The organism is Amphibacillus sp. Q70 (assembly GCF_052055485.1).
Taxonomy (GTDB): Bacteria; Bacillota; Bacilli; order Bacillales; family Amphibacillaceae; genus Amphibacillus.
The window spans coordinates 477,655-503,120 of the sequence record NZ_CP197171.1 but is presented as its reverse complement, the minus strand read 5'-3'; the positions used below and the strand labels follow the sequence as shown (position 1 = coordinate 503,120).

25 protein-coding genes are annotated in these 25,466 nt (G+C 36.3%); 16 read left to right on the top strand and 9 right to left on the bottom strand.

The window, feature by feature from the left end:
• Positions 1-87: 87 nt before the first annotated feature.
• Positions 88-1,698: an alpha-glucan family phosphorylase gene (gene glgP, locus ACS127_RS02240; protein ID WP_440896843.1), complete on the top strand. Its 1,611-nt coding sequence runs from the start codon at positions 88-90 to the stop codon at positions 1,696-1,698.
• Between the two features lie 1,288 nt (positions 1,699-2,986).
• On the opposite strand, the gene ACS127_RS02235 is transcribed toward glgP, so the two are convergent.
• Positions 2,987-3,718 (bottom strand): DeoR/GlpR family DNA-binding transcription regulator, encoded by a 732-nt coding sequence (locus ACS127_RS02235; RefSeq protein WP_440896842.1) that lies wholly within the window; start codon positions 3,716-3,718, stop codon positions 2,987-2,989.
• A gap of 610 nt (positions 3,719-4,328) precedes the next feature.
• On the opposite strand from ACS127_RS02235, the gene ACS127_RS02230 reads away from it, so the two are divergent.
• The 6 genes from ACS127_RS02230 to ACS127_RS02205 all read left to right on the top strand — a co-directional run bounded on the left by ACS127_RS02230 (position 4,329) and on the right by ACS127_RS02205 (position 9,661).
• A complete protein-coding gene (locus ACS127_RS02230) occupies positions 4,329-4,802 on the top strand; it encodes a PTS system mannose/fructose/N-acetylgalactosamine-transporter subunit IIB (RefSeq protein ID WP_440896841.1) in 474 nt (157 codons plus the stop codon).
• Between the two features lie 92 nt (positions 4,803-4,894).
• On the top strand, positions 4,895-5,677 hold the full coding sequence (locus ACS127_RS02225; RefSeq protein WP_440896840.1) for a PTS mannose/fructose/sorbose/N-acetylgalactosamine transporter subunit IIC: 783 nt from the start codon (positions 4,895-4,897) through the stop codon (positions 5,675-5,677).
• A complete protein-coding gene (locus tag ACS127_RS02220) occupies positions 5,670-6,461 on the top strand; it encodes a PTS system mannose/fructose/sorbose family transporter subunit IID (protein ID WP_440896839.1) in 792 nt (263 codons plus the stop codon). The genes ACS127_RS02225 and ACS127_RS02220 overlap by 8 nt, the downstream gene beginning before the upstream one ends.
• Before the next feature lie 10 nt (positions 6,462-6,471).
• Complete coding sequence (locus tag ACS127_RS02215; RefSeq protein ID WP_440896838.1) at positions 6,472-6,876, top strand: PTS sugar transporter subunit IIA; 405 nt, start codon at positions 6,472-6,474, stop codon at positions 6,874-6,876.
• A 33-nt stretch (positions 6,877-6,909) separates the two neighbouring features.
• Entirely contained in the window at positions 6,910-8,379 is a 1,470-nt protein-coding gene (locus tag ACS127_RS02210; protein ID WP_440896837.1) for a sulfatase, read from the top strand.
• A gap of 166 nt (positions 8,380-8,545) precedes the next feature.
• Positions 8,546-9,661 carry a radical SAM protein gene (locus tag ACS127_RS02205; protein ID WP_440896836.1) on the top strand — a complete coding sequence of 372 codons (1,116 nt, stop codon included), beginning with the start codon at positions 8,546-8,548 and terminating at the stop codon, positions 9,659-9,661.
• 289 nt (positions 9,662-9,950) lie between these two features.
• Here the strand turns inward: ACS127_RS02205 and ACS127_RS02200 are convergent, their stop codons facing one another.
• The 7 genes from ACS127_RS02200 to ACS127_RS02170 form a co-directional block, all read right to left on the bottom strand.
• Positions 9,951-11,288 carry an ABC transporter permease gene (locus tag ACS127_RS02200; protein ID WP_440896835.1) on the bottom strand — a complete coding sequence of 446 codons (1,338 nt, stop codon included), beginning with the start codon at positions 11,286-11,288 and terminating at the stop codon, positions 9,951-9,953.
• Between the two features lies 1 nt (position 11,289).
• On the bottom strand, positions 11,290-11,979 hold the full coding sequence (locus tag ACS127_RS02195; protein WP_440896834.1) for an ABC transporter ATP-binding protein: 690 nt from the start codon (positions 11,977-11,979) through the stop codon (positions 11,290-11,292).
• Between the two features lie 328 nt (positions 11,980-12,307).
• The gene (gene ehuA, locus ACS127_RS02190) at positions 12,308-13,078 is read right to left on the bottom strand and encodes an ectoine/hydroxyectoine ABC transporter ATP-binding protein EhuA (RefSeq protein WP_440896833.1); all 771 of its coding nucleotides are present in this window, start codon (positions 13,076-13,078) and stop codon (positions 12,308-12,310) included.
• Entirely contained in the window at positions 13,078-13,794 is a 717-nt protein-coding gene (ehuD, locus tag ACS127_RS02185; RefSeq protein ID WP_440896832.1) for an ectoine/hydroxyectoine ABC transporter permease subunit EhuD, read from the bottom strand. The genes ehuA and ehuD overlap by 1 nt, the downstream gene beginning before the upstream one ends.
• Complete coding sequence (locus tag ACS127_RS02180) at positions 13,794-14,453, bottom strand: amino acid ABC transporter permease (RefSeq protein WP_440896831.1); 660 nt, start codon at positions 14,451-14,453, stop codon at positions 13,794-13,796. Before ACS127_RS02180 ends, ehuD begins: the two co-directional genes overlap by 1 nt.
• Before the next feature lie 122 nt (positions 14,454-14,575).
• A complete protein-coding gene (gene ehuB, locus ACS127_RS02175) occupies positions 14,576-15,460 on the bottom strand; it encodes an ectoine/hydroxyectoine ABC transporter substrate-binding protein EhuB (protein WP_440896830.1) in 885 nt (294 codons plus the stop codon).
• Between the two features lie 731 nt (positions 15,461-16,191).
• On the bottom strand, positions 16,192-16,749 hold the full coding sequence (locus ACS127_RS02170) for an HD domain-containing protein (protein ID WP_440896829.1): 558 nt from the start codon (positions 16,747-16,749) through the stop codon (positions 16,192-16,194).
• A 131-nt stretch (positions 16,750-16,880) separates the two neighbouring features.
• Between ACS127_RS02170 and ACS127_RS02165 the strand changes: the two genes are divergently transcribed.
• From ACS127_RS02165 to ACS127_RS02125, 9 genes are all read left to right on the top strand, one after another.
• Entirely contained in the window at positions 16,881-18,023 is a 1,143-nt protein-coding gene (locus ACS127_RS02165; RefSeq protein WP_440896827.1) for a CapA family protein, read from the top strand.
• A gap of 85 nt (positions 18,024-18,108) precedes the next feature.
• The gene (locus ACS127_RS02160) at positions 18,109-18,927 is read left to right on the top strand and encodes a DUF368 domain-containing protein (RefSeq protein WP_440896826.1); all 819 of its coding nucleotides are present in this window, start codon (positions 18,109-18,111) and stop codon (positions 18,925-18,927) included.
• A 25-nt stretch (positions 18,928-18,952) separates the two neighbouring features.
• Complete coding sequence (locus ACS127_RS02155) at positions 18,953-19,462, top strand: GNAT family N-acetyltransferase (RefSeq protein ID WP_440896825.1); 510 nt, start codon at positions 18,953-18,955, stop codon at positions 19,460-19,462.
• A gap of 5 nt (positions 19,463-19,467) precedes the next feature.
• On the top strand, positions 19,468-20,157 hold the full coding sequence (locus ACS127_RS02150) for an ABC transporter ATP-binding protein (RefSeq protein WP_440896824.1): 690 nt from the start codon (positions 19,468-19,470) through the stop codon (positions 20,155-20,157).
• Positions 20,154-21,563: a hypothetical protein gene (locus tag ACS127_RS02145; RefSeq protein WP_440896823.1), complete on the top strand. Its 1,410-nt coding sequence runs from the start codon at positions 20,154-20,156 to the stop codon at positions 21,561-21,563. Before ACS127_RS02150 ends, ACS127_RS02145 begins: the two co-directional genes overlap by 4 nt.
• Before the next feature lie 11 nt (positions 21,564-21,574).
• A complete protein-coding gene (locus ACS127_RS02140) occupies positions 21,575-22,033 on the top strand; it encodes a MarR family winged helix-turn-helix transcriptional regulator (RefSeq protein ID WP_440896822.1) in 459 nt (152 codons plus the stop codon).
• A gap of 786 nt (positions 22,034-22,819) precedes the next feature.
• The gene (locus ACS127_RS02135; RefSeq protein ID WP_440896821.1) at positions 22,820-23,059 is read left to right on the top strand and encodes a glutaredoxin family protein; all 240 of its coding nucleotides are present in this window, start codon (positions 22,820-22,822) and stop codon (positions 23,057-23,059) included.
• Positions 23,060-23,132: 73 nt separating this feature from the next.
• Positions 23,133-23,489, top strand: a complete 357-nt coding sequence (locus ACS127_RS02130; protein ID WP_440896820.1) for a YppG family protein — start codon at positions 23,133-23,135, stop codon at positions 23,487-23,489.
• A 68-nt stretch (positions 23,490-23,557) separates the two neighbouring features.
• On the top strand, positions 23,558-24,277 hold the full coding sequence (locus tag ACS127_RS02125) for an alpha/beta hydrolase (protein ID WP_440896819.1): 720 nt from the start codon (positions 23,558-23,560) through the stop codon (positions 24,275-24,277).
• Positions 24,278-24,773: 496 nt separating this feature from the next.
• Here ACS127_RS02125 and ACS127_RS02120 read toward each other — a convergent pair whose 3' ends face one another.
• Positions 24,774-25,466 (bottom strand): MgtC/SapB family protein, encoded by a 693-nt coding sequence (locus ACS127_RS02120; RefSeq protein ID WP_440896818.1) that lies wholly within the window; start codon positions 25,464-25,466, stop codon positions 24,774-24,776.

Below are 25,466 nucleotides of genomic sequence, written 5' to 3'. Positions count from 1 at the left end.
AGTATGAGGATATTGAGTATGTCTACTGATATCTTCTTCATCAAGAACATCATATAACTTATAAAATCAAGCTTAGGAGGAATTTTAATGACGAAAAAAGACTCTCGCGTTGCCTATTTTTGTATGGAGTATGGTTTGGACTCTAGCATGAAAACGTATGCAGGGGGGTTAGGGATTTTAGCTGGTGATTACTTGAAAGGCGCAAAAGACCATGACTATCCGATGGTTGGTATCGGTGTGAAATGGAAGCAAGGCTATACAGATCAACGGATTGATGAAAATGGAAAGCCGTATGATTCCTATCACAATTATGATTATCAATATTTAGAAGATACAGGTGTTAAGGTGACAGTCACAATCCGTCAACGAGATATTGTTTGTAAGGTTTGGAAAACTGAAGAGTTTGGTAATGTGCCACTTTATTTATTAGATACTGACCTTCCAGAAAACCCAGATGCCTGGATAACAGGACAATTATATGGGGGCTTTGGTGAAGATCGAATTGCACAAGAAATGGTGCTAGGTATTGGTGGTGTGCGTGCTTTAAGAGCACTGGGGCATGAGGTTGATGTTTATCACTTTAATGAAGGTCATGCTTTATTTGCTGGCTTTGAATTAATGAAAGAAAGAATCGATCAAGGAGTAAGCTTTGAAGAGGCTTGGGAGCAAACAAGAAATGAAACCGTATTCACTACACATACCCCAATTATTGAAGGAAACGAATCACACCCATTGGATCGACTGCTATATATGGGGGCAGATAATGGACTGACCATCGAACAGCTCGTTGAAATTGGTGGGGCACCATTTAATATGACAGTTGGTGCTCTACGCTTATCGCGTAAATCAAATGCAGTAGCAGAACTACACGGTGTGACAGCGAATAAAATGTGGTCACATGTTGAAAATCGTTCAGAAATCATCCCGATTACAAACTGTATCCATATCCCGACATGGGTAGATGAAAATATGTTAAAGGTAGCTGAAGAAGGTGGCGATCTTTGGGAAGCCCATATGAAAAACAAGCGTGATCTGATTGATTTTATCGAAGAGCGAAATGGAGTTCGATTAGATGAAGACAAAATGATTATCGGATTCTCTCGTCGAGCCGCTCCGTATAAACGAAGTGATTTTATTTTTACAGACGAGTCAATTATTGGACCATTGCTTGAGTCAGGTAAAGTTCAAATTGTTTTCTCAGGGAAAGCTCATCCATTAGATGATACAGGGAAAGGAATTGTCCGTTCTCTTGTTAAAATGGCTCGGAAATATCCTAATGCTGTTATTTTCTTAGAAAACTATGATATGACAATTGGTGCTGCCTTAACACGTGGGGCAGATGTTTGGTTAAATAATCCACGTCGACCGAAAGAAGCAAGTGGTACATCTGGAATGAAAGCAGCGATGAACGGTGTACTTAATTTCAGTACACTCGACGGCTGGTGGCCAGAGGCTTGTGATCATGGTGTTAATGGTTGGCAGTTTGGTGATGGGTTTGAAAGTGAGGACGAACAAGAGCTTGATGCACATGATTTAAAAGCACTCTATGATGTCTTACAAAATCAAGTATTACCGACTTATTATGAAAATCATGATAAATGGGTTGAAATGATGAAAGCGAGCATTGACAGTACAAAGGATCGATTTGCTGTTAAGCGTATGCTAGAAGAATATTATAATAATTTATATGCAAAATAATTTCATTTCAAAGGTTGAGACAAAACTAGTCTCAATTAAATAAAAAACGGTTGTGTTTATCTATTTTTGATAAACACAACCGTTTCGTTTTTGCTAATATTTATCTTGATAAAAGTGGAGTATTTTCTTATATTTGCATGAAACATCGGGTAGAAGAGCTCTACTCGCCCTTTTAACTTGTGATTTTGTTTGAAGTGAGGGATAGGAGGGCTCTATCTGGCCTTTTAACTTGTGATTTTGTTTGAAGTGAGGGATAGGAGGGCTCTATCCGGCCTTTTAACTTGTGATTTTGTTTGAAGTGAGGGATAGGAGGGCTCTATCCGGCCTTTTAACTTGTGATTTTGTTTGAAGTGAGGGATAGAAGGGCTCTATCCGCCCTTTTAACTTGTAATTTTGTTTGAAGTGAAGGATAGAAGGGCTCTATCCAACCTTTTGACTTGTAATTTTGTTTGAAGTGAGGGATAGAAGGGCTCTATCCGCCCTTTTAACTTGTGATTTTATTTGAAGAGAGGGATAGAAGGACTCTATCCGCCCTTTTAACTTGTAATTTTGTTTGAAGTGAGGGATAGAAGGGCTCTATCCAACCTTTTGACTTGTAATTTTGTTTGAAGTGAGGGATAGAAGAGCTCTACTCGCCCTTTTAACTTGTGATTTTGTTTGAAGAGAGGGATAGGAGGGCTCTTGTAACCTTGAAATGTCCTTCCGTGTTTATTTCTTATCCCATTCACCTGAATAGAGTTTACTCGAATGGATTCAAGGTTTGTAGCTAGAATGCCAATAGTTCTTATGCTCATGAGTAGTTCAGCCTTTCTAGTCACATAAAAAAGCTGCTACACAATCTATTTTTCATTGTACAACAGCTCTCTTTTTTACTTAGCTGGTTTTTGTCTCAGTTACTTTTCTGATTGTTGCTTAAGAAATGATAGGTATAGCATTGGTATGGATAATTTCTTTTAAAATAGTTACACCTATATAATTTAAATTTATAATGCTAATTTACTGTTCTGTGCAAAAACAATCGATGGTCATTTCCAAATGTTTACTAATATCCATAGGCATACATAGTCTCTGACTTTTGATATTGTTCCTTGAATGTTTTGGAAAAATATATTATCCATCATGAATTCTTTCGGTTATTTTCATAGTCGTTCTATCGGACTGAGTTTGAGGATATCTCGGTTATTTCATACGATCAGTAAGCAAATGCTTAAAATAAGTATTTGAAAAAAATAACCCTGAATAATACCTTGAATGCTCCTTAGGCTGTATCTGTCATATTCAATTCCGTTTATTGTGCTACAATAACATGTTCATGATCAACTTCTGGGGCTGACTCTGTAATAACAAACATGTTATCCTGTTTTAATGGCAGTGCATACATAGCTGTTTTATTGAATTTAGAACTATCAGCTAAAAAATAAGCTTCACGACTATGCTTAATCGATGCTTGTTTAATGTCATGTTCAAACTTATCAGCTGATAAGAGATCTAAGTTAGAACTAACTCCATTTGATCCAAGAAAAGCTTGGTCGAATTGATAAGATCCAATCATTTCAGTTGTTTCATCACCAGCGACAGAGCGTGTTTCCCCCTTGATAAACCCACATAAAAGAAAGGTGCGAATATTTTTCGCATTTAGCGCCTCAGCGTGCGGAATCCCATTCGTGATGACGGTAATTGAGGTATCTTTAATATAATTAATCATGTAGTAAGTTGTCGATCCTGAACCAATGAATATTAAGCTGTCAGGTTTAATCAAAGACCTCGCTAATCTGCCAATTCTTTTTTTCTCGTCAATATTGATCCGTCGTTTTTTACTCATAGCGTGATCAATTAGGCCTTCTTTTGATTTGATTCCGCCATGAAATCTTACGATCAGTCCTTCCTTTTCAAGTAATAATAAATCTCTTCTAATTGTTGTTGTAGATACATCAAGCAATTGTTCAAGCTCAGCAAAAGACAAAGTATTTTGTTTCTTTAATGCATTAATAATGATTGACTTTCTTTCAGCTAATTTCATGCTATTCTCCTTCAAATCTATAAATATTATTCATAATCTACCGTCATAATAACAATTATGTTAAGTCATGGTTTCTTTATAATAAATTACCTCCATTGTACATCAACTTCTTTTTTTTGACTACAGCAGGGCGTTTAATCAATACTGTAATGTTTATCTGTATTAAAATGTTAGTTTTTGAACACAATAAAATAACATTTAAAAGTGACTTTTTAGTTTTAAATGAACATGCCTTTAACTTAAACAAGGACATTTAGAAACTTCCCTCAAACTAAAAATAATGGTTATTTTAATCAATTAAATGTTTAAATTCGTTCATTTTTTGATTCTTTATTAAACTTTCTATTAATAGTATGCCTGATCATATAGTAAATGAAAAGGATAATGAATCGTGCTAGCTAATTGCCTTCCCCCACCATTAACATTGGCTAATATTAATTAGAAACTATTTTTGATTTAAAAAAATCTTAAAAAACAAACAAATGAACAAAAAAGAACATATATATTGACAAAATAAAATCATATGGTATCTTTTATTAAAGGCAATTAATGCATAGGGAATTTTCTTATGTCTAGTTTGTTCAAAATTAACCAGAAAGAAGTGAGACAGATGATTAAATTAGCAAGGATTGATAATCGGTTATTACACGGAATTGTTGCTTCACAGTGGGCACCCAATGTAAACGCTTTAAGGCTCATGGTCATTGATGATGATATTGCAAATGATGAATTTTCTAAGTCAGCCATGCGAATGGCCAAACCTGCTGGCTATGCTTTATCAATTATAACGATGGAAACAGCAATGCAGAATTTTAAAAATAACAAGTATCAGGATCAAACCATTTTCTTAGTCGTCAAAGATCCAGTTACTATTCTTAAGTTAGCTGAAGAAGGTGTAGCTATTGAAAAAGTAAATATTGGTGCAACAGCGGAGAAAAAAAATGAAATGGTGCTTTCCAATCAAGCAAGTATCACTAAAGAAGAACTTGAGATTTATAATAACCTTTCTGCTAAAGGGATTGAAGTATTTGTTCAATATATCTTATCGGATACACGTGTACCATTAAAGGCAGCCCTTAAATAGTTCATGGCTATAGCCTTAGCGTATTTGCATCAAATATTGACTGATCTTTTTTCTAATGATTTAAATCACTAAAACACAATGGGGGTATGGTAATGCTAGCTATTTGGCAAATTATTGCGATTACATTATTAGCATTTTTAGTTCCAATAGATAAGTACGGTTTGACTTTTGGGCTACGGTGGCCGTTAATCACGGCTTTCGTGATGGGGCTTATCCTTGGGGATATGCAAACAGCTTTATATCTTGGGGGTACACTTCAATTAATGGCACTTGGGGTAGCAAGCATTGGGGGAAGTAGTGTCCCAGAATACTCAACAGCAGCAATTATTGCAACAACTATCGCAGTTACAACTGGAGGAGGAACAGAAGCGGGTTTAGCTATCGGGATTCCAGTTGCCATGCTTGGGGTTCAACTTGATGTATTTGCGAAAATTATCAACGGTTTTTTCGTCAGAAAGGCACAGACTTTTGCAGCGGATAATAATTTCGCCGCAATGGAAAGAACACTTCTGATCGGACCAGTCATTATGGGTTTAACAGCCGCCATTCCGGTTTTTATTGCGATTCAATTAGGTCCAGAAGTTGTTGACCGAATTTTAGAAATCACACCACAATGGTTTACGGATGGCTTGAATATCGCTGGACGTTTACTACCAGCAGTAGGGATTGCTTTATTATTAAATTATATGCCGGTTAAGAAATATGTTTTTTACCTCTTACTTGGCTTCTTCTTTGCCGCTTATCTAGATGTTCCGATTTTAGGTGTTACTATCATCGGTTTAGTCGTATCGCTAAAATTCTTTAGTGATAATAAGGATAAATTATTTGGCCAAACAGGTGATGCTGCAACGACAGGGGGATTAGAAGATGAGTAAGCTGACAAAAAAAGACCTTAATAAAGTTGTTCGACGCTGGATGTTGATGGCAGTTAACACATTTAATTATCAATCACAGCAAGCGGGAAGTGTTGTTTTTTCACTTAAGCCAGCACTGCGAAAGATTTATAAAAAAGATGAGGAATTGCAGGAATCTATCCAAAATCACTTTAAATTCTTTAATTGTATGCCTTGGCTCGCCCCACTAGTCCTAGGTGCAACACTTGCCATGGAGGATCGTGATGGGATAAAGGCTAAGGATATTGTCCAGAATACGAAAACAAGTTTAATGGGACCGTTATCCGGTGTAGGGGATTCAATCTTTTGGGTATTGATTCCAACCATTTTAGGATCCATTGCGGGATATATGGCCATTGACCATAACCCTGTAGGCGTTATTCTTTGGATGATTATAAACATTGTTTTTATGTTTCTACGGGCAAAGGCAATTCACATTGGTTTTAACCAAGGGACGAAGCTTATTACTACCTTTGGCGATAAAATTAGCATTTTAACTGAATGTGCTTCGATTTTAGGGTTGGTAGTCGTTGGTGCTCTTGTGCCATCTGTTGTTGACGTAAGTACTCCACTTATTATCGAAAGAGGAGAGCTTTCAATGGAGATTCAGCCATTGTTAGACAGCATTTTACCTGCGCTTCTTCCGGTTATTTTTACGTATCTTATTTATAAGTTAATTCAGTCGAAGAAAATGGGAATTTCGCTGATCATTCTATTAGTTATTATTGTAAGTATGCTAGGCGCATGGTCAGGATTACTCGGTTAGGAGATTACACATGAGAAACATTATTATTGCATCACACCATAAACTAGCAGACGGAATGAAACAAACGTTACAGTTTATAAGCGGTTATCCAAATGTATTTGAAATAAGTGCCTATGTTGAAGACGACGATATTAATAAGCAAATCGAAGCGGTTATGCAAAATATCTCTCAAGAGGATGAGGTATTTATCTTTACCGACATTTTAGGAGGAAGTGTCACGCAAAATTTTGTGAAATATTGTAATGAACAGGTTCATGTCATAGCTGGTATGAACCTTCCCCTCCTTATGTTGGTCGCATTAAGCCCAAAGGATTCCTTTAATCAAGAAGATATCAACAATATGATCAAAGAGGCACAAGAATCGATTATATATGTAAATAATTACAATACTAGTCCTGACTCTGAAGATGAATAATTGGCAACAGATAAAGACATTGGAGGGATTTATATGAGAACCATTGTAGTCTTAATGGATACACTTCGAAGGGATCATCTATCCTGCTATAATGAACAAACAGATTGTCACGCTGACAATATTGCTGATTTCGCGAATGATAGTTGTATGTTTACGAACCATTTTACTGGAAGTATGCCGTGTATTCCAGCAAGAAGAGATATCATGACAGGGAGGCTCAACTTCTTAGAACGATCTTGGGGACCGATTGAAATACACGATACGACTTTCCCAAAACTCTTAACAGAGCACGGCATTCGAAACCATATCATCACAGATCATGCACATTATTTTAGAATCGGTGGAGAGAATTATTGCCAACAGTTCGATACTTATGAATTTCATCGTGGGCAAGAAAGTGACCCATGGGTATCGTTAGTTGATGATCCTCCTACACCTGAAGAATATTTTGGTACGGTTAAGCGTCAATATCAAAGTAATCGAACAAGATTTAAGGAAGAAAAGGATTATCCAAGTGTCAAGTGTTTTGATAGCGCAATCGATTGGCTCGACGAAAATAAAGGGGCAGATGATTTCTTCCTTATGGTAGAAACGTTTGACCCGCATGAACCATTTGATGTTCCCCAGAAATATCTTGACCTATATGATGATGATTATACAGGTCCACATTTTGATCTGCCGACATACAAGAAGGTTGACGAAGAAACGGACGAAGCAATGGACCATTTAAGGAAAAGATATAAAGGGTTACTCACCATGACAGATCATCATTTCGGCAGATTTATTGACAAGCTAAAGAGCTTGGATATGTATGAAGATACGATGATTATTTTGACGTCTGATCATGGCTATTTTCTTGGTGAAAGGGATTATATTGGGAAAAACTATATACCTGGTTATAATGAATTGTGTAATATACCATTACTTGTTCACTTTCCAGAGAATCAACACCAGGGACAAAAAAATGACCAATTAACGCAAAATATTGACTTGATGCCAACAATACTTGATCACTTTTCGATCGATATACCGAAGTCTGTCACAGGTCATTCTATTAAGAAGATGTTGACAGCGAATCAATCTGTACGTCCTTATTCTATATATGGGGTATTTGGCTTATCGGTAAATATATTTGATGGACAATACACCTACATGCGTGGACCCAAAGATAACAGTAAGTGTTATGAATACACAACTTCATTAACAACCATTCGGGGTTGGCTTGGTGAGGATATACCGGAAAAAATAACAACAGGCTATTTTCTTCCTGATGTTCCATTTCCAGTGTACCGTGTACCAGCCTTAACGAATCCAATTGTATCTGATACAACATATATAGAAGAAGATCATTTATTTGATATAACAAAGGATTATGAACAAACAGTTGAAATTACTGATGAAGATAAGATAAACTTAATGCAGGACAAACTATCTCATGCTTTACGTGATCACAATGCACCAGCTGAACAATGGGAACGTTTAGGATTAAAGCAACCGGAGTAATCATGTATTAGAAGTGTATAAACAAGGGAGTCAAGCTCAGACAGTAAGTCATCCTCATTTCTAACAGGGGATAGACGACATTCTTAGCTTGACTTCTACTGTTTAGTTTGCCTAATAAAAGCTCTTATCATTTATTTAAATTTAATTATGGAAAGATGTGATCATAATGAAACATATCTCGGTATTAATTAAACCCGCTTCTTCTCTGTGTAATATTCGTTGTAAGTACTGTTTTTATGCAGACATAAGCTCATTGCGGGAAGTGAAGTCCTTCGGCAAAATGACTGAGGAAACAGCAGAAAAAATGATTGCCAACATTTATTTGGACTTAGAAGATGGTGATCACCTGACCCTTTCCTTTCAAGGTGGTGAACCCACCTTAGCTGGATTAAAATACTTCAAATACATAACTCAGCTAGTTGAACAAGAACAGAAAAAAGTCACCGTACACTATGCCTTGCAAACAAATGGGATTTTAATTAATGAAAAATGGTGTGAATTTTTTAAGGAATATAATTTCTTAGTCGGGATATCGATTGATGGCACACCAGACTCTCATGATCTTAACAGAGTTAATGCAAAAGGCGATGGAACCTTCCAGCGTGTTATAAAAGCAAAGGAACTATTTGATAAATATCAAGTTGAATATAATGTCCTTTGTGTTTTAACAAATCAGCTCGCAAAAGAAGCTAAAAAAGTCTTTGCTTTTATTAAAGACCATAACATTCGCTATGTTCAATTCATTCCTTGTATGGATGAGCTAAATGCAGAATCTAGAAATGGATATGCATTAACACCCAAGCGCTTTGCCTCATTTTATCGGATGATCTTACGACTTTGGTTGGAAGAATTCCGCAACGGAAATTATATTAGTATTAAATTATTTGATGATTTGGTCAATCTTTTTGTAGCTAGAGAAGTAACGGCCTGTGGTATATTAGGGCAATGTCAAATCCAATATGTGATTGAAGCAGATGGTGGTGTTTACCCTTGTGATTTCTATGTCCTTGATGAGTATCGGCTAGGTAATATCCGTGAACAGAGGCTAAGAGAATTATATATGAATAAGCGGGCAACAGCCTTTCTCTGTGAGCGCCCAAAACTATCAAAATTCTGTGAAACGTGTCCCTTTCAAAAAGCCTGTGGTGGTGGGTGTAAACGGATGAAGGATGCCATGTATGTTGCTCCAACTGAGGATTACTGTGGTTATCAGGATCTTTTAAAACACTTCGTGCCAAAAATTGAAGAGATTTTACGTATTAGAGAGCGAATCCTGCAATAATCAATCTAGTTTATCAAAATCGGATCATGCTATGCATTTATTATTAAATTGATCATACTCATGACTTTAGTTATGCAGATGAAATAACTGGGTTAATCCGTTATCTGTAAGATTAATATTCACTATACTCCGTGAAGCTGAGGAAGATGAACTATGTGGCTTAATGGCATCCATACGGATTTGTGAGGGAAGGGGGAACACAGTCCAAACGGAAAGGTTCTCTCCTCCTTACCTCATAAAACCTTGGTGAAAACTCATTTTTATAATAGACTTTTAAAAATCATTAGTTTTACAGATCACGGCGCATCGCTTTTAAAACGTCAATCTGGGTTGCTCTTTTAGCAGGTCGTGAGCCTGAAATAATCGTTACAATTAAACAAATACCGATGGCAATCACAATGAGTGACCATGGAATGACAGAAAACTTCAATCCTTCTGGTAGCTCCTCGTTAAATACAGCCTCTAAAATTAATGGAATGCCAAGATTGACTGCAAAGCTGATCAAATAAGCAACTGCGGTTCCAATTAAAGCTCCGAGTATGCCAATATAGCTGCTTTCGAGCAAGAAGATTTGCTTGATGGTTTTTGGATTAGCCCCAATCGCCTTCATAATACCAATATCGGGTGCTCGTTCTGTAACAGCCATTGTCATCGTATTATAGATACCGATCGATGCGATTAAGACGGCAATCGTCCCAATAAAGATTAATCCTGCTTTAGCAATGTTAAAGAGCATATTCATTTGACTAATTTCAGTAGCCACAGAGTAAGCATAGTAATGTTCATCTGTTAATTGGGTGGTTAAATCTTGGATATGTTGTAATGAATCAGAATGGACATAGATTTCGTCGTAGTTTTTTTCAGCTTCTAAATCAATTTCCTCATCGCTAGGGTATGGGTGAGCATTACGTGCTTCAGTAAATGATTCCATCTGGCTAAGTAAACCTTCTGATATGTAGACAGTGGAACTGTGCTGCCATTCATTGCTAGGTTCCTCTACGATACCAACCACAGTGACTTCAAAGGTTTCAGTTTCAACATTATCCTCAAAATCAATTTTTTCAATCTCAAAAGAAATCGATTGACCAAGAAGATCACCATCATAAGTATGTTCATCTAATTGATTGCCGTCTTCATCAAATATGTCCTCATAGTCAACATCGATCGGATGTAAGTCTTCAGCAAAATGATAGCCGACAATGATCTCATCATCACTTGTGGGATAGTCCCCTTCTGATAGCTTCATTCCCGCTTGTTGTTCAGCAGTAAAGTCAACACTTTTTGTTTCGGCTGCTTGATGAAAATCATCGATTTGATAATAAGGAGTTTGCTGGAGATGATTCATTGGACGAACAGCCCGAACGTTGTCCAACGATTCAAAATAACTGATGTCCTGATCATTAATTTCTCGGTATTCACCATCATCATAGCCATAAATTGAAATTTCATTAATAATATCTTGTTCCATGACATCTTTTAATAAAGTATCATGTAAACCAAAGCCAACAGATGCTAGAACAATGAGGAAGGTTGTTCCCATTGCGGAGGCGAGTACCGTCATAAAAATACGCATTTTATTTTTCCCGATATTTTGTCGGACAAATTTAAATTGATCACGAAGTTTCATATTAACTATTTCCTCCTTCAATTAAATGGCCATCTTGAATTTCAATTGATCGATTACCAATTTTGGCCACCTGTTCATCATGGGTAATAACCAAGAAGGTGATATTCAATTCTTTATTAAGTTGTTGAATAAAATCTAGTAAATCTGCTTCTGTTTCACTATCAAGACTTCCCGTCGGTTCATCTGCTAAAATAATTGGCGGATTTAAAACGAGTGCTCTAGCAATGCTTACACGTTGCTGTTGCCCGCCAGATAGTTCACTTGGATAATGATCATGAAATGTCTCAAGCCCCACACGTTGCAAAGTATTCTCAGTTATTTGTTTTCGCTCGGTTTCCTTTTTCCCTTTTAAAATCAAAGGAAGTTCAACATTTTGGAAAGCAGTCATTGAAGGGATCAACTGAAAATTTTGAAATATAAAACCGATTTGATTAAGTCTAAAATCGGAAAATTGACTTTCTGAGAAAGAACTAACCTCCTCACCATTGATCACAATCTGGCCGGATTTTGGTCGAATAAAGCCACTGATTAAATTTAACAAGGTAGATTTCCCAGATCCACTTCGTCCAATAATTGAAACAATTTCTCCAGTATCAATTGTAAATGATAGATCGTGTAAGACAGGTAAAATTGTTTTTCGCCCTTTTTTCCCCATTTCAAATTCATGGGTTAGATTTTTTACAGTAATCATCTAAGTACCCTCCATTTATAGTTTACTTTGAGAATATAAAATTTTAGTTGAAGAGTGAGCCGACATTTTATATTCAAAAGATTAGAAATGTTAATCTAGATATGCTCGTTGTTTTATAAGATTCTTTCGGTGCTGAAGCACTGTTTAAGAAAATTGTTAGCTGATGTCAATTCACATAGTTATTCATGGAGTTGCTTCATTAAAAATTAGTGAATATGAGTTTTTCTAATCTTACCTTTATGACGAGAGTCAGAAACAAAAGGTTGCAAAAATGAGGGCAAATCAAAACACCAGCCCAATTGGACTAGTGTTTGAGATCTAAGCTATATTAGCTTCTGAATCGGCTCAGAAATTCTCGAAGGCGTTCGTTTTGTGAATGGTTGATGACTTGGTCTGCCGAGCCTTGCTCTGCGATAACACCTTCATCTAAGAACAATACTTTATCAGCAATATCTAAGGCGAAATCCATCTCGTGTGTAACAAGAACCATTGCCATGTCATCATTTTTAGCAATATCTCGGATAACCTCTAGAACTTCGCCAACAAGCTCAGGATCAAGGGCAGATGTGACCTCATCAAATAGCATAATTTTCGGTCTCATAACAAGTGCTCGTGCCATCGCTACACGCTGCTTTTGCCCACCTGATAATTGACTCGGATAGTTATGAATTTTATCTCCTAAACCCACACGTTCCAGCATTTCAATAGAACGTTTTTCAACATCAGCCTTATCTTCACCTTTGACATGAATGGGGGCAGTCATACAATTTTCTAAAATAGTCATATGTGGGAATAGATTAAAGTGTTGAAAAACCATGCCAATGTCACCACGAACTGATCGTAAATGTTTTTCATTCGCTCTGACCATTTTCCCGTTTTTCTCCATTTTCCAAAGGTTTGTTCCATCAACGGTAATATCGCCTGAAGTTGGTTTTTCTAATGTCATTAACATCCGAATAATGGTTGTTTTACCTGAACCACTTGGGCCAATAATGGCTACTTTTTCGCTCGGATGAATATCTAAATCAATCCCTTGTAAAACTTCTACATCACCAAATGCTTTGTGGATATCTTTATAGCGAACAATCGGTTCTGTCATTATTGCGTCACCTCTTTATCAATTTTAATCGGTGCATTTTTATCAAAGCGTGTATTCATTTTCACTTCTAACTTTTTAATTAAGACGGCGGAAGGATAGCTAAGTGCTAAGAGTATTAAGCCGACAATTGTTAAAGCTTCTATATAGGCCCAGTTCTGTGCACCAAATGAATTGGCCATAAATAAAATCCCTTGAACACCGATTGTTGACGTAATCGGTACTTCTTTGAATAGAATAATGAAATAGTTACCCAGCATTGGGATTGTTGGTGGAAAGGCTTGTGGTAAAATGATTTTTCTCCACTTATCCCAAGTTGATAAATTGAGTGCGGTAGATGCTTCCCATTGCCCGACATCCACACTTTCAATCCCTGATCGATAGATTTCACCAATATACGTACTGAAGTGAATACCTAAACCAATCACTGCACTGGTAAAACCACTTAAAGTTACACCAATAACCGGCATAACTGGCCAAGCATAGTAGATAAAGAATAACTGAACCAGTGGGGGTGTTGAGCGTATAAACTCCATGACCCAAGTGACCACCCAGTTGATTTGTTTGTTTTTTATCCGACGTAAGAATGTCCAAACAAAACCAAAGAGAAGGGCGAAAATAAAGGTAGAAATGGTTACAGTAACTAGAGTTCCTAATCCTTCTAATATAATTGGGAAGGCTTCGGCAAAGCGATCCCAGCTCCAATAATTACTATTCATTAGCTAGCCGCCCCTTTCTTTGCAATGCCCTCAGCTTTTCGAGAAAAAAGGATCAGCGGTAAGGCAAGAACAAAATAAAAAATAAGTACAACGATATAAATGAGTGGTGCATGAGAAAGGTTAGAACTTCGCAGTATATCACCAAAATAAAGAATATCTCCTAGACCAATTAAGGAAACAAGTGCTGTTCCTTTTAACATTTGAATGGTATAATTTGCAAATTCGGGTAGCATCATCCGTACTGCTTGAGGAAAAATAATTAATCTCATTCTTTGAAAACTTGACATGTTTAATGCTGTTGCGGCTTCAGATTGACCGGGTGCAACAGCTAATATAGAGCTGCGAACTACCTCTGATAAATAAGCACCGTAGTTTAGCCCAATGGCTACAACACCGATAATCCAATTTGACCCAAGGTTGAGTCCGAATAAGATCGGTATTGCATAAACAAACCAAAACAATTGTACGATTAGTGAAGTTCCCCGAAAAACTTCAACATATAAGCCAGTAAATTTTCTTAAGAATACATTTTTAGAAAGCCGACAAAGACCGGCAATAAAGCCCATCAGATAGGCAAAAAGTGCAGAAGCAAGTAAGATCGTAACTGTAGTACCTAATCCGCGTACAAGCTGTGGCACAATATCTGTGGCAGGGTTCAAATTGATTCACTCCTTATTGTTTATCTTAAATCTGGACAAAAAAGCAGGGCCCTGTCCCCTAAGGAATGGAAACAGGACCCTATGGAGCCATTTAGACAATATTTAATCAACTAAAAATAGATTTAATAATGTTCCCCGCTAATAATGCTTTCTACTGTTACCTCTTCAGGCGGGAAATTTGTTTCTGGGTGGAAGCCATTTGCTTCAAGTAGTTCTTGAACTGTTCCATCCTCTTTTAATGTTTCTAATGCTTCATTATATGCATCACGTAATTCTTCATTTTCTAAGGCAAAGGCTGCCGCTCCATAGCTTGGTACACCTTCAGCATCTGGTTGTTCAAAATCTTCAACAATTTCTAAATCATCTGTATTAGCGGAGTCAAATGCCATTCGAACAGTCATCTCGGTTCCTGTTGTTGCATCGGCGCGACCAGCTTGAACTGCAGAGAAGGTGGAGGCAATGTCCGATGCTGTAGTGATTTGATCATCACTGACACCAGATTGTCTTAAGAATTCAATCTCTGTCGCACCTTCCATAACGACAATCGTTATATCTGGATTATTGGCAATATCCTCATAACTGTAAATATCGTGTGGATTACCAGCTTGAACAACTAGCCCTTCACCATAAACCATCTCTGGTTCAGAAAATAATGCATTTTCACCACGTTCAGGTGTAATAGCCATTCCAGCAGTAACGACATCAAATTGTCCAGCTTGAACACCAGGAATCAACTGTCCAAAGTCTGCTAATTGACTTTCAACATTATCTATTCCTAATTCAGCAAAAACAGCAGTAGCAATATCAACAGCTGCTCCTTTTAATTCACCATTTTCTTCATAAGCATAAGGGGCTTCATTGGCAAAACCAATGGTAACTGTCCCTGTTTCTTGTAACTCTTCCAAATTGCTTGTTCCACCAGTTGTATTGTCACTATCTCCGTTTCCACATGCTGCTAATACAAGTGCGATTGCAGCAAATAGTAAAACTTTAACTAGATTCTTCAAAATTAAAAACCCTCCTATTTTGTTTAGAAAACCAGTTATCCATGTTTTCTGATCTGGTAGCTCACTTTTATTTATACCACCAATTTCATTTTTTAAACCTTGAAATATCAAGGTCTAACTTGCACGTCTTATATCATAACTGATAGACAAACGTGATATCAAACCATGAAAAAAGTGATTATTTAGCATTTATTTTCATATTCATTGCTTTGTTATAAACCATGATAATATCCCAAAGAATAGTCGGAGATGATCTTAAATACGTTGAATTACTCAATAATTGAATTTAAAGTGTATGGCGTTTTATTTTATCTGATTTCCGACAGAAGAATTCCATTTCAAATTTCGTTAAAAATTAAGTGGTGAGTCGTTCAAAAAATTTTTGAATGGGAAAGTACAGACGCTGTAGTTATGAACGACTTAAACAAGGTTAAGACATTGACTGGAGGGTGAAAGTAAATGGCGAAAAATCGAGGGTAAATGACGATATTGAAACTAAATGCTTCATCAATGTATATGAAGTGAGTCATGAGCCTTCATCTAACGGACTTTTCTAATTTATCAACACTCACCTAGAAGCTTTAATAGTGTGGAGTCAAAAAAAGATGAAAATGAAATCGGCGATAGTTGGATGAAGCCTTTTATCCCGAAGTATCATTTTCACAGGTTGTTAAATAAAGTAACCGATTATAGTTGACGCTGTTGTTTGACAATGAGATCATGAAATAAAGTTATTCTTGTAAAAAACTGTCTAATAAGGATTTAAATAAATACATGAGTGGGTGAAACGCTTTGGGGTCAATCCCCGTGATGACACTTTGATACATGTTCTTGTAGTACCATTGCTGATCTGATTTTCCACGGTCGAAAGCATGCCACATTGAGCTTCCATAAACGACTTCATTATCTAACATTGAGTGAAGATTATCAATTTTATCAGCGCAGGTGATTAGTTTAACATTTAAAGAAGCTTCGCTTATTTTGTTGATACTCTGTTGCTTTCGTTCTTCCCAAGGTAAGCTTTTTTCTTTTTCAGTTACAGATCCAACAAGTATAGAAACCTTTTTCCCAAATAGAACGTCTATTTCCTCAAGTGTCCCTTCAGTGTCTTCAACGATATCATGTAATAATCCAGCAATAACAACATCATTATCGCAATGATGATCTTTAAGTAACATAGCTACACGATACGGGTGTGCAATATAAGGTGTTTGATCTACTTTACGTCTTTGTCCATCATGCTTCGTGGTTGCATAAGTAATCGCACGCATGATTTGATTGGTAATCATGTCGATCTCCCCTTTCCATCGTGCTAGATTAATAAAATAAACTGTAGTAGTATTATTATACTTATTTTATTTGTTTTTATAAAGTGGGATCATTATTTAAAGAAATATATATAAATTTGGGGGCTATTTTTTTGGTAATATTAAAACGATTTAGTATGTTGTTCATTTTAATTTTATTAGTTGGTTGCCAGATAAATGAGGAAAAACAAGCGCAGTTATTTAAAGAAAGAGAGATAGATGAGGTAACGAAAGAAAGAATGGACTGGCTGCCAGAAACTTATGAACTGACGATTGCCGCAATTGGAGATTTATTGATTCATGATAGAGTATATGATGAAGCCCGGACCGAAACGGGCTTTGACTTCATGCCAATGGTAGATGGTATCAAGGATTATTTAACGGATGTTGATATCACAACCGCCAATCAGGAGAGTATGATTGGAGGTGAGGAACATGGTCTTTCGTCATATCCACAATTTAATAGCCCACAAGAGGTTGGCGATATGGTTAGTGAAATGGGGGTTGATATCGTTAATCTTGCTAATAATCATACTCTTGATCGAGGTGAAGCGGTTATTTATTCTGCGCTTGACTATTGGGATGAGCTAGGTATTTTATATACAGGATCCTATCGTAATGAAGAAGACCAAGCAGAAATAAGAGTGATTGAAAAAAATAATATTTCTGTATCTTTTCTGGGATATAGTTATGGAACAAATGGTATTCCTATTCCCGAAGGAAAAGATTATTTAATTAATTTGATTGATCAACAACAGATTGCTCAGGATGTTGAGCGAGCAAAAGAAAGCTCAGATGTTGTTGTGATGCATTTGCATTTTGGTGATGAATATGTACGCATGCCTAATATGTTTCAACAAGAGCTTGTTCAATATGTTGCTGATTTGGGTGTTGATATTGTATTTGGGCACCATCCACATGTCTTGCAACCTACTGATTGGGTTGAATCAGAAGATGGGCAGGAGACATTTGTCATTTACTCATTAGGTAACTTTTTATCAGGTCAAGATCAGCATTATCGCCAAATTGGTGGTATCATGGAATTAACGATCAAAAAGGAAGTGTCTTCGTCGTCAGAAACGATTACGTTAGAATCCCCACAGTTTTTGCCAACGTATGTTGATATTGATGATGGATATCGCATGTTTCCAATGAAGGATTTGTCAGATGATCGATTAGCTGAGGCAGATGATCATTATCAAGAAATCAAAGAACATATGTCACAATGGATGCCAGAACTGGACTTTTTTGAATAGTTTTTACAAAGAAAAAGCTTGTATAAAAGCCTTGATATGATTAAAATTTACTTAGATTTTAAATTGAATAAAGGAGCATTATCGTATGGAATGGAAAAATTTATATAGAGGTTTAATTATGGGAGCAGCTGATGTCGTTCCTGGAGTAAGTGGGGGAACGATTGCACTCCTATTAGGGATTTATGATCGATTAATAACTTCTATTAATAAAGTGTTTAGCAAGGAATGGAAGCAACAGCTTGGTTTTCTTATACCTCTTGGCATAGGTATGGTAGCGGCGATCTTTTTATTAGCTAATGGGATCAAATGGTTATTTAATCATTATCCACGCCCGACGCAGTTTGCTTTTATTGGTTTAATTATCGGGGTCATGCCCTTACTACTGAAAAAATCTGATGCAAAGGTTAATTTTAAATGGCAACATCTTTTGTTACTCTTGATCAGTGCCGTTGTTGCAGCTGGATTGAGTCTTTTGCAAGGGGACGAAGCATTTATCATTGCTGAGATTGATTTGATTACATATGTCTTTCTATTCTTCTCAGGGTTTATAGCCAGTGCAGCAATGATTCTTCCGGGAATTAGCGGGTCGCTCATTTTACTCCTTGTGGGTGCTTATGGGACAGTTATTCATGCGGTTACTGAATTGCAACTGGATATTCTAGTTGTCGTTGCTCTAGGAATTGGTCTTGGTGTGATAACAATGAGTAAAATTGTTAGTTATTGTTTAAAACAATATCCTTTGATGACTTATGCTGTCATTATTGGTTTAGTGATTGGCTCGATTTACGTTGTATTTCCCGGCTGGCCAATTGATGGGATTGATACGATTTTTAGCAGTCTAGCCTTTTTACTAGGATTAGCTTTTGCCTATGTACTGGGACGTGTAGAGTATCAAGAGAGCTAAGATTGATAGTTTGGAGTGTGATATGATGATCCGTGAAGCAAGTCCTCAAGATTTAAATGAAATTATGATAATCGTTAGTACCATTGTAAAAAAGATGCATGAACAAGGGAGCAGACAGTGGGATGAGACCTATCCAACTGAGGCGGATTATCTTAAAGATATGGATAGACATGAATTATTTGTTTACCAAGAAAATGAAAAAATTGCAGGTATTTGTACGATAAGCAAGCAAGGACATGAGGAATATCATCTGATTAATTGGTCTAGTGACGAACCTGCTTGGACAATTAAAAGAATGGCCATCCATCCTGATTATCATGGTCGAGGTGTGGCAGATCAATTGCTCCGATTTGCTGAGAAACTTGCTAGTCAAGCAGGAATCTATTATTTAACGACAGATACCTTTTCTGAAAATCAACATGCTCAACGGTTATTCCAACGTCATGGTTTTAATCTTGTTGACAAGAGGTTGGATCAACAAGATTTAATTGAATTATATTATTTTGATAAATTATTATTAGCAGAGGAGGCATAAAAAGAATGCTTTCCATCGAGCAAGTTAGTCTTTCAATCAAGGAACAAAAGATTCTAGAGCAAATTAGTTTTTCATTAAGTTCTGGCTCAATTGTAGCCCTTGTAGGTCATAATGGAGCTGGAAAATCAACTTTAATGAAGGCTATTATAGGTATGACTGATATTGAAGAAGGCCGTATAGTCTTGGATGGTGTTGAGCAATCAGAGAACTTCCTTCAATTTAAATCGAGCATTTCTTACATCCCAGAAGAAGCTTTTTTGTTATCAGAATTGACAGTAGAACAACATTTTCAGTTGTATATTGAAAGTTATCAACTTGAAGTTAGTACAGCAAAACAACAGGTGAAAGAATACATAGATAGATTTGAAATTAAGGATAAATTAGATCAGTATCCTGAATCTTTATCCAAAGGCATGCGGCAAAAAGTTCAGATTATTTGTGCTTTATTACCACAAGTAAAATTACTCCTTGTGGATGAACCTTTTGTTGGACTTGATGTCCATGCAACGGAGTATTTAATAACAGAATTAAAGCAGAAAGCGAAAGCAGGAACGTTGGTATTATTGACTACCCATCAACTCGATCGATTACAGGGCTTTGCCGATCGTTATGTCATGCTCCAACACGGCAAAGTGATTGATTCAGGGGAAATGAATGATTTTTCATCTTTAAAACGAAGGTTTGATCAAACATGACGTTTCCATCTCCTTATGCTGCCTATCGCTATGTTAAAGTTAATCGACGTAAGAAGAAGCGCCATCTGAATCGCTTAGCTTTTCAAATTTTATTCGACAAAACAAGTCTAATTTATTTGGGTGTTTTCTGTTTGCTCTTTGCTTTTTGGTTTAGCGACCAATTGATCATGTATACGCCTATTTTTGAAAGCATTGAGCAGCATCTTTGGGCTAATTATTTCGGCATTATACTTTTTAGCGTTATTCGGCCACTTTCGTTAGCATCTACTAGACCAGGGGTGTTGTTTAGTAGTTCGGATTTATTTCTAACCCTATTACCCTATGATCAAAAGAAACTTTGGCAATACCATGCCTTAGATAAAGTAAAAAAATTAATATTCATTTATCTGTTTATTGGAATAGCTCTTAAAATCGTCACACCTTTTTCCATCTCTTTAATTGTCGTTTATATAGTCAGTTTTTGGTTAGGTGAGGTATTGATGATTATCCCACAGTGGTTGATCTATCAGAAACGGTGGTATATAAAGTGGTTGATCATTCAAGGCTTGGTCATTCTTAATATTGGTTTAAATATACTTTCATTATGGATCGATTTAACAAGCATATCGTTTATTTTGATCATTGTTTCGCTTGTTATCATGAATCAATTAGGCTACCGACGTCTGTTTAAGTGGACAGATTGGTCAACTATCGTTGAAGTCAATGATCGTCTGCTAACAAAAAATATGCTTATCTCATTTGCTTCAAATGTTAAAGTTCAACCACCGAAGCCTCAAGGTTTTTATCATAATATCATTCGTAATAAGCGGTTGCGAAAGCCTTTTGATGATCAAAAGAGGTATCAGATCTATGATCGATTAATCTTTATCACATTTACTGAGCAAAAAGAACATGTTATAAAAGCTGTTCTAGGGTGTATAGGAATCATTTTTATATTAGGTTTTCAATCAGAAGTCACCTATAGCTGGGCGATTATCATTGTTATCTTTTTATATGGACAAATTGGTACAAGCTTTTATCCAGAGATATTCGAGGAAAAATTAATTTTTGCTTTGCCATGGAGAATAAACCACTGGCAAAAAGCCTTTTCGCGCTGGTTATTTATCGGTTTGCTCCTTTTAATGATCGGCTTAGCTATTCCAAGTTTATACTGGTTTGAATCGCTCCTTTTATCTTTACTCAACTGGATTAGTCATGTGTTGATTGGCTATACATTTTATTGTGATCAACTAAATCATCGGACCAGACAATTAATAGGTGAAACCATTCGCTTTCCTATCTTCATTTGGTTAACCTTCTTCGTGTTATTTTTTGGTGTGATTTATTCCATTCAATATCCAATTGTAAACATTATGATTATCATTTATACTGGAATACGTTATACTTATGATCATATCGTGAGTTAGGAGCGAATTAAATGGACCAACAGAAAAAGGAATATATCAAACGGAAGCAAGATCCATCATTGAAACTGTTTGTTGTCTTATCGAAAGCTTATCGTTCGGTAGCAGATCGAGTAGCCGCAGATATTCGAAAAAATGGACTAAACCCAACGGAGTTTGGGGTATTAGAGCTGTTATATCATTCAGGAGATCAACCCTTACAAAAAATTGGTGATAAAATTTTATTAGCGAGTGGAAGTATTACTTATGTTGTTGATAAGTTAGAAGAGAAACAATACCTTAAACGAACACAATGTGCGGAAGATCGACGAATTACTTATGCCTCGATTACTGAAAAGGGAAAGGAATTATTAAACGATATCTTTCCTGATCATTGGACACAAATTGAACAAATTACAGCAGGCTTAACTGAAACGGAAAAGATGGAGGCTATTAACCTATTAAAAAAACTAGGACATTATGCTGATAAATAGATATAAATAGTAAATTCCTTTCTAATGATCGATCTAAAATAGAAAGGAATTTTTTTATTTGATCAAAAGTCTGATTAATCAATCTTTCATGAGTCAAAAGAGATTGGCTAATTTCTCTCTTGTCATGAGTAACCAAAAAAGGCTGCAATATTATTTTATAATAACGTTTATTCATGTGTGAAATGGGTATATACTAAGTAAAGATTATAGGAATAAAAGCCTACTCAAACGATGTTTGTTCCTTTTTGAGAACTTAAGAAGACATTCATAAAACGTGTGTAGGAATGATTAGAATTTAAAGCTTGATTTACTTAGAAGTCATTCAGTTAAATGCTCGCCTCACAAGCATTTAGTGGGGGTAAAAGGATACGTAGACTAAAAGGGTTGCGTTGTGTCCCAGAGTTTTTGACTGGACAAATAATCAGAAATACCCCATAGCGTTATTTCACTGTGTTGTATCGAGTCGCCGTTTTAGAAAAATTCAGCTTATTATCGCACTAAAGATCTTTACCTTCCCGCGGGTCTGCCCTACTGAAGTGAGTTATGAGAACATCGAAATTCACCACATCCGTGTGGAAAAATGGCTAAATTTACTTAAACGGTTACTGATAAAAGCTTACATTGTTAGATAGCCGAAGAATAAGTATTTTGCTTATTTTGAAGTACAATTTCAGAATCTAAGTCTGCATATATACTACAGCCTGCAGGCTTAATCTAATTTACCCAAATAATTTTAAACAGCTGACCTAAGCATAGTCACCATAGAGAGAAAGGGGAACATTAATTATGGTAGAGAGAAAAATCATTGTGTATACGAGTGATGAATGTCATGAGTCTGATAAGATTATTCGTTTTTTGAATGAGTTATCAGTGGATTATGAAGAAAGGAATATCAGTCAAAATAGAGCTTATTTGAAAGAGCTTCAGGCTCGAAATATATATTCTGCTCCTGCTCTATTTGTAAAAGATAAGGCTATTTTAGGCTTTCAAAAAGAAAAAATCAAACGATTAATTAAGAAAGAATGAGCTTAAGCATGAACGAATCGATCAAATCCAACATATGATAATCTAACTCAGATTATTGAATTGGGGTGTTTTTATGCGACCAAATCGATTCTTTTCTCAACCTAATAATCATGCGCCGTATTATCATCCATACCAACAACCTTTTCAGCCAAACGGTTTTCCACCTCAGTCACATTCACATATGAACCATCAACCCTACCCACCCCCATATACAAACATGCCTTTTCAGCAAGGAAATTGGCAACCGCCTTATCAAGGAACGGGGACAGAGCAGAAATCACTGACTAAGGGTATCATGGGATATTTTCAAGATGATGAAGGTCAATTTGATTTTGATAAAATTCTTAATACGGCAGGTCAAGTCGGAAATACGTATCAGCAATTTTCTCCTATTGTGAAAGGGATTGGATCTTTTTTTAAAGGGAATTAAGTAATAGTCTTGCCAATACTGGCAAGACTATTACTTATTAATGAACAAAGCAAAAAGGATGATAATGAATGATTGGATGTTTATGTATCCATGGATTCACCGGTGGTCCATATGAAATTGAGCCGTTGACTACATTTTTACAAGAAGAAACAGATTGGTTGATTCATGTCCCTACCTTACCGGGACATGGCATTGACTTAGCGTTAGACCATGTTACTCACAAGGATTGGTTAGAAGCGGCTGAAAGAGCTTATCAAGAACTAGCAGATCAAGTTGATACAGTTTATGTCATTGGTTTTTCAATGGGAGGGATGATTGCGGCATCACTAGCGGCAAAGCATCAAGTTGATCGATTAGTCATGCTCTCACCTTCGCGGAAATACTTAAATTTAATCAAGTTAACTAGTGAAGCAAGACAACTGCTTAAAGATCGAGTATTTGGAGAAATTGAAGAGAATTTGACTTATAAAAATCTTAAACATAAAAAGGGATTAATTCCTGCCCGTGCTTATGTTGAATTTGCTAAGTGCATGGCAGTTACGCGTCCAGTACTTAAAGATATATCATGTCCTGTTTTAGTCTTGCAGGGAATAAAGGACGGCCTAGTACCTTACCAATCGACACACTATTTAGCTAAGGAAATACCTGTTGATATTGATGTCATTTACTATGCAGATTCAAAACATTTGATTTGTTTAGGAGATGACAAGGAGGTAGCTATTGCTGCTGTTTATAAATACTTAGCTGAAAGTGATCCTAAAAAAGCTGTTGCTCCTCCAGCATTATAAAATAGGCTTTTAACTACTGGGGTTGAAAGGTATGAGCTTATTGGTTATGTAATGATAAGAATAGGGACAAGGGGTTTACGATTATTTGTTTGACTGAACATATGTAGAACTGTGCTATTGATTACTTAGCACCCAAAATATTATTTGCGGTTCTCACGCCATCAAAGTCACTATTAGCGCTTAAAGAAGTGATAGAAGAGAAGTCCTTGAAATGAATCGGGTTACGTTATAAAACGTATGGATATGTGCTTAAAATACGAATGTAGTATCCGTTAAATTTGAGGGGGCGGGGACTTATAGCTAGTTAATTTATCAGAAAAAAACGCCGCCCCTTGAGATGTGGACAATCTCCCCCAGTATTAGCCTGCATCCCTAATATTATCAAACACTTGTCTATCTTGAAAAATGGTGGAATATAGCTGCACATGTAAAAGTCTATGCCAAACACAGGAAGGATCGCAGCCTCCCTTTTAGAGCAGTCAGTTCCAACGTGCTCTTAGACATTGATTATTTTTATATTTGTGACATTCTTATGAGCAGAAATCTCTTCTATCATGTCTTGATACGTTAAAAACTTGGGGAGATCAATGGTATATACATTAGTATATACCTTCTTATCACCATCAATTTCTAAATTGAATTCGACATCTTTAATGGTAATTTCTTTTTCAAGAAAGTACTGGTTTAAAAACTCCTTCGTTTGAGTTTTATGAACAAATTTAACTTCAATTTTCTTTTCAGTGGGTATGTTTAGAATTTTTTTCATAACTGTTAATCCAACCATAATAGCTATTGTGCCAATAATGGCTATACTGTAATACCCCATTCCAACAGCAATGCCTAAGCAGGCTGCAGTCCAAATTGTTGCTGCTGTAGTTAGTCCAACAATAGACCGCTTATTGATAATAATAGTGCCTGCTCCCAAGAAACCAACGCCGCTGACAACTTGAGCAACTAATCTAGCCTGATCGGAACGCACAACACCTTGAAAATCTGGATTGGCAATAGCAAAATCTAACGCATCTAGTGAGATCTGTTGCTGAATTAAGGCAATGATAGTGGCACCGACACAAACTAAAATGTGAGTTCTAAAACCAGCAGGTCTATTTTTATATTCTCTTTCAATACCAATACACGCAGAAATTATGATCGATAGAACTAATCTGAAAATGATATCTATAATAGACAT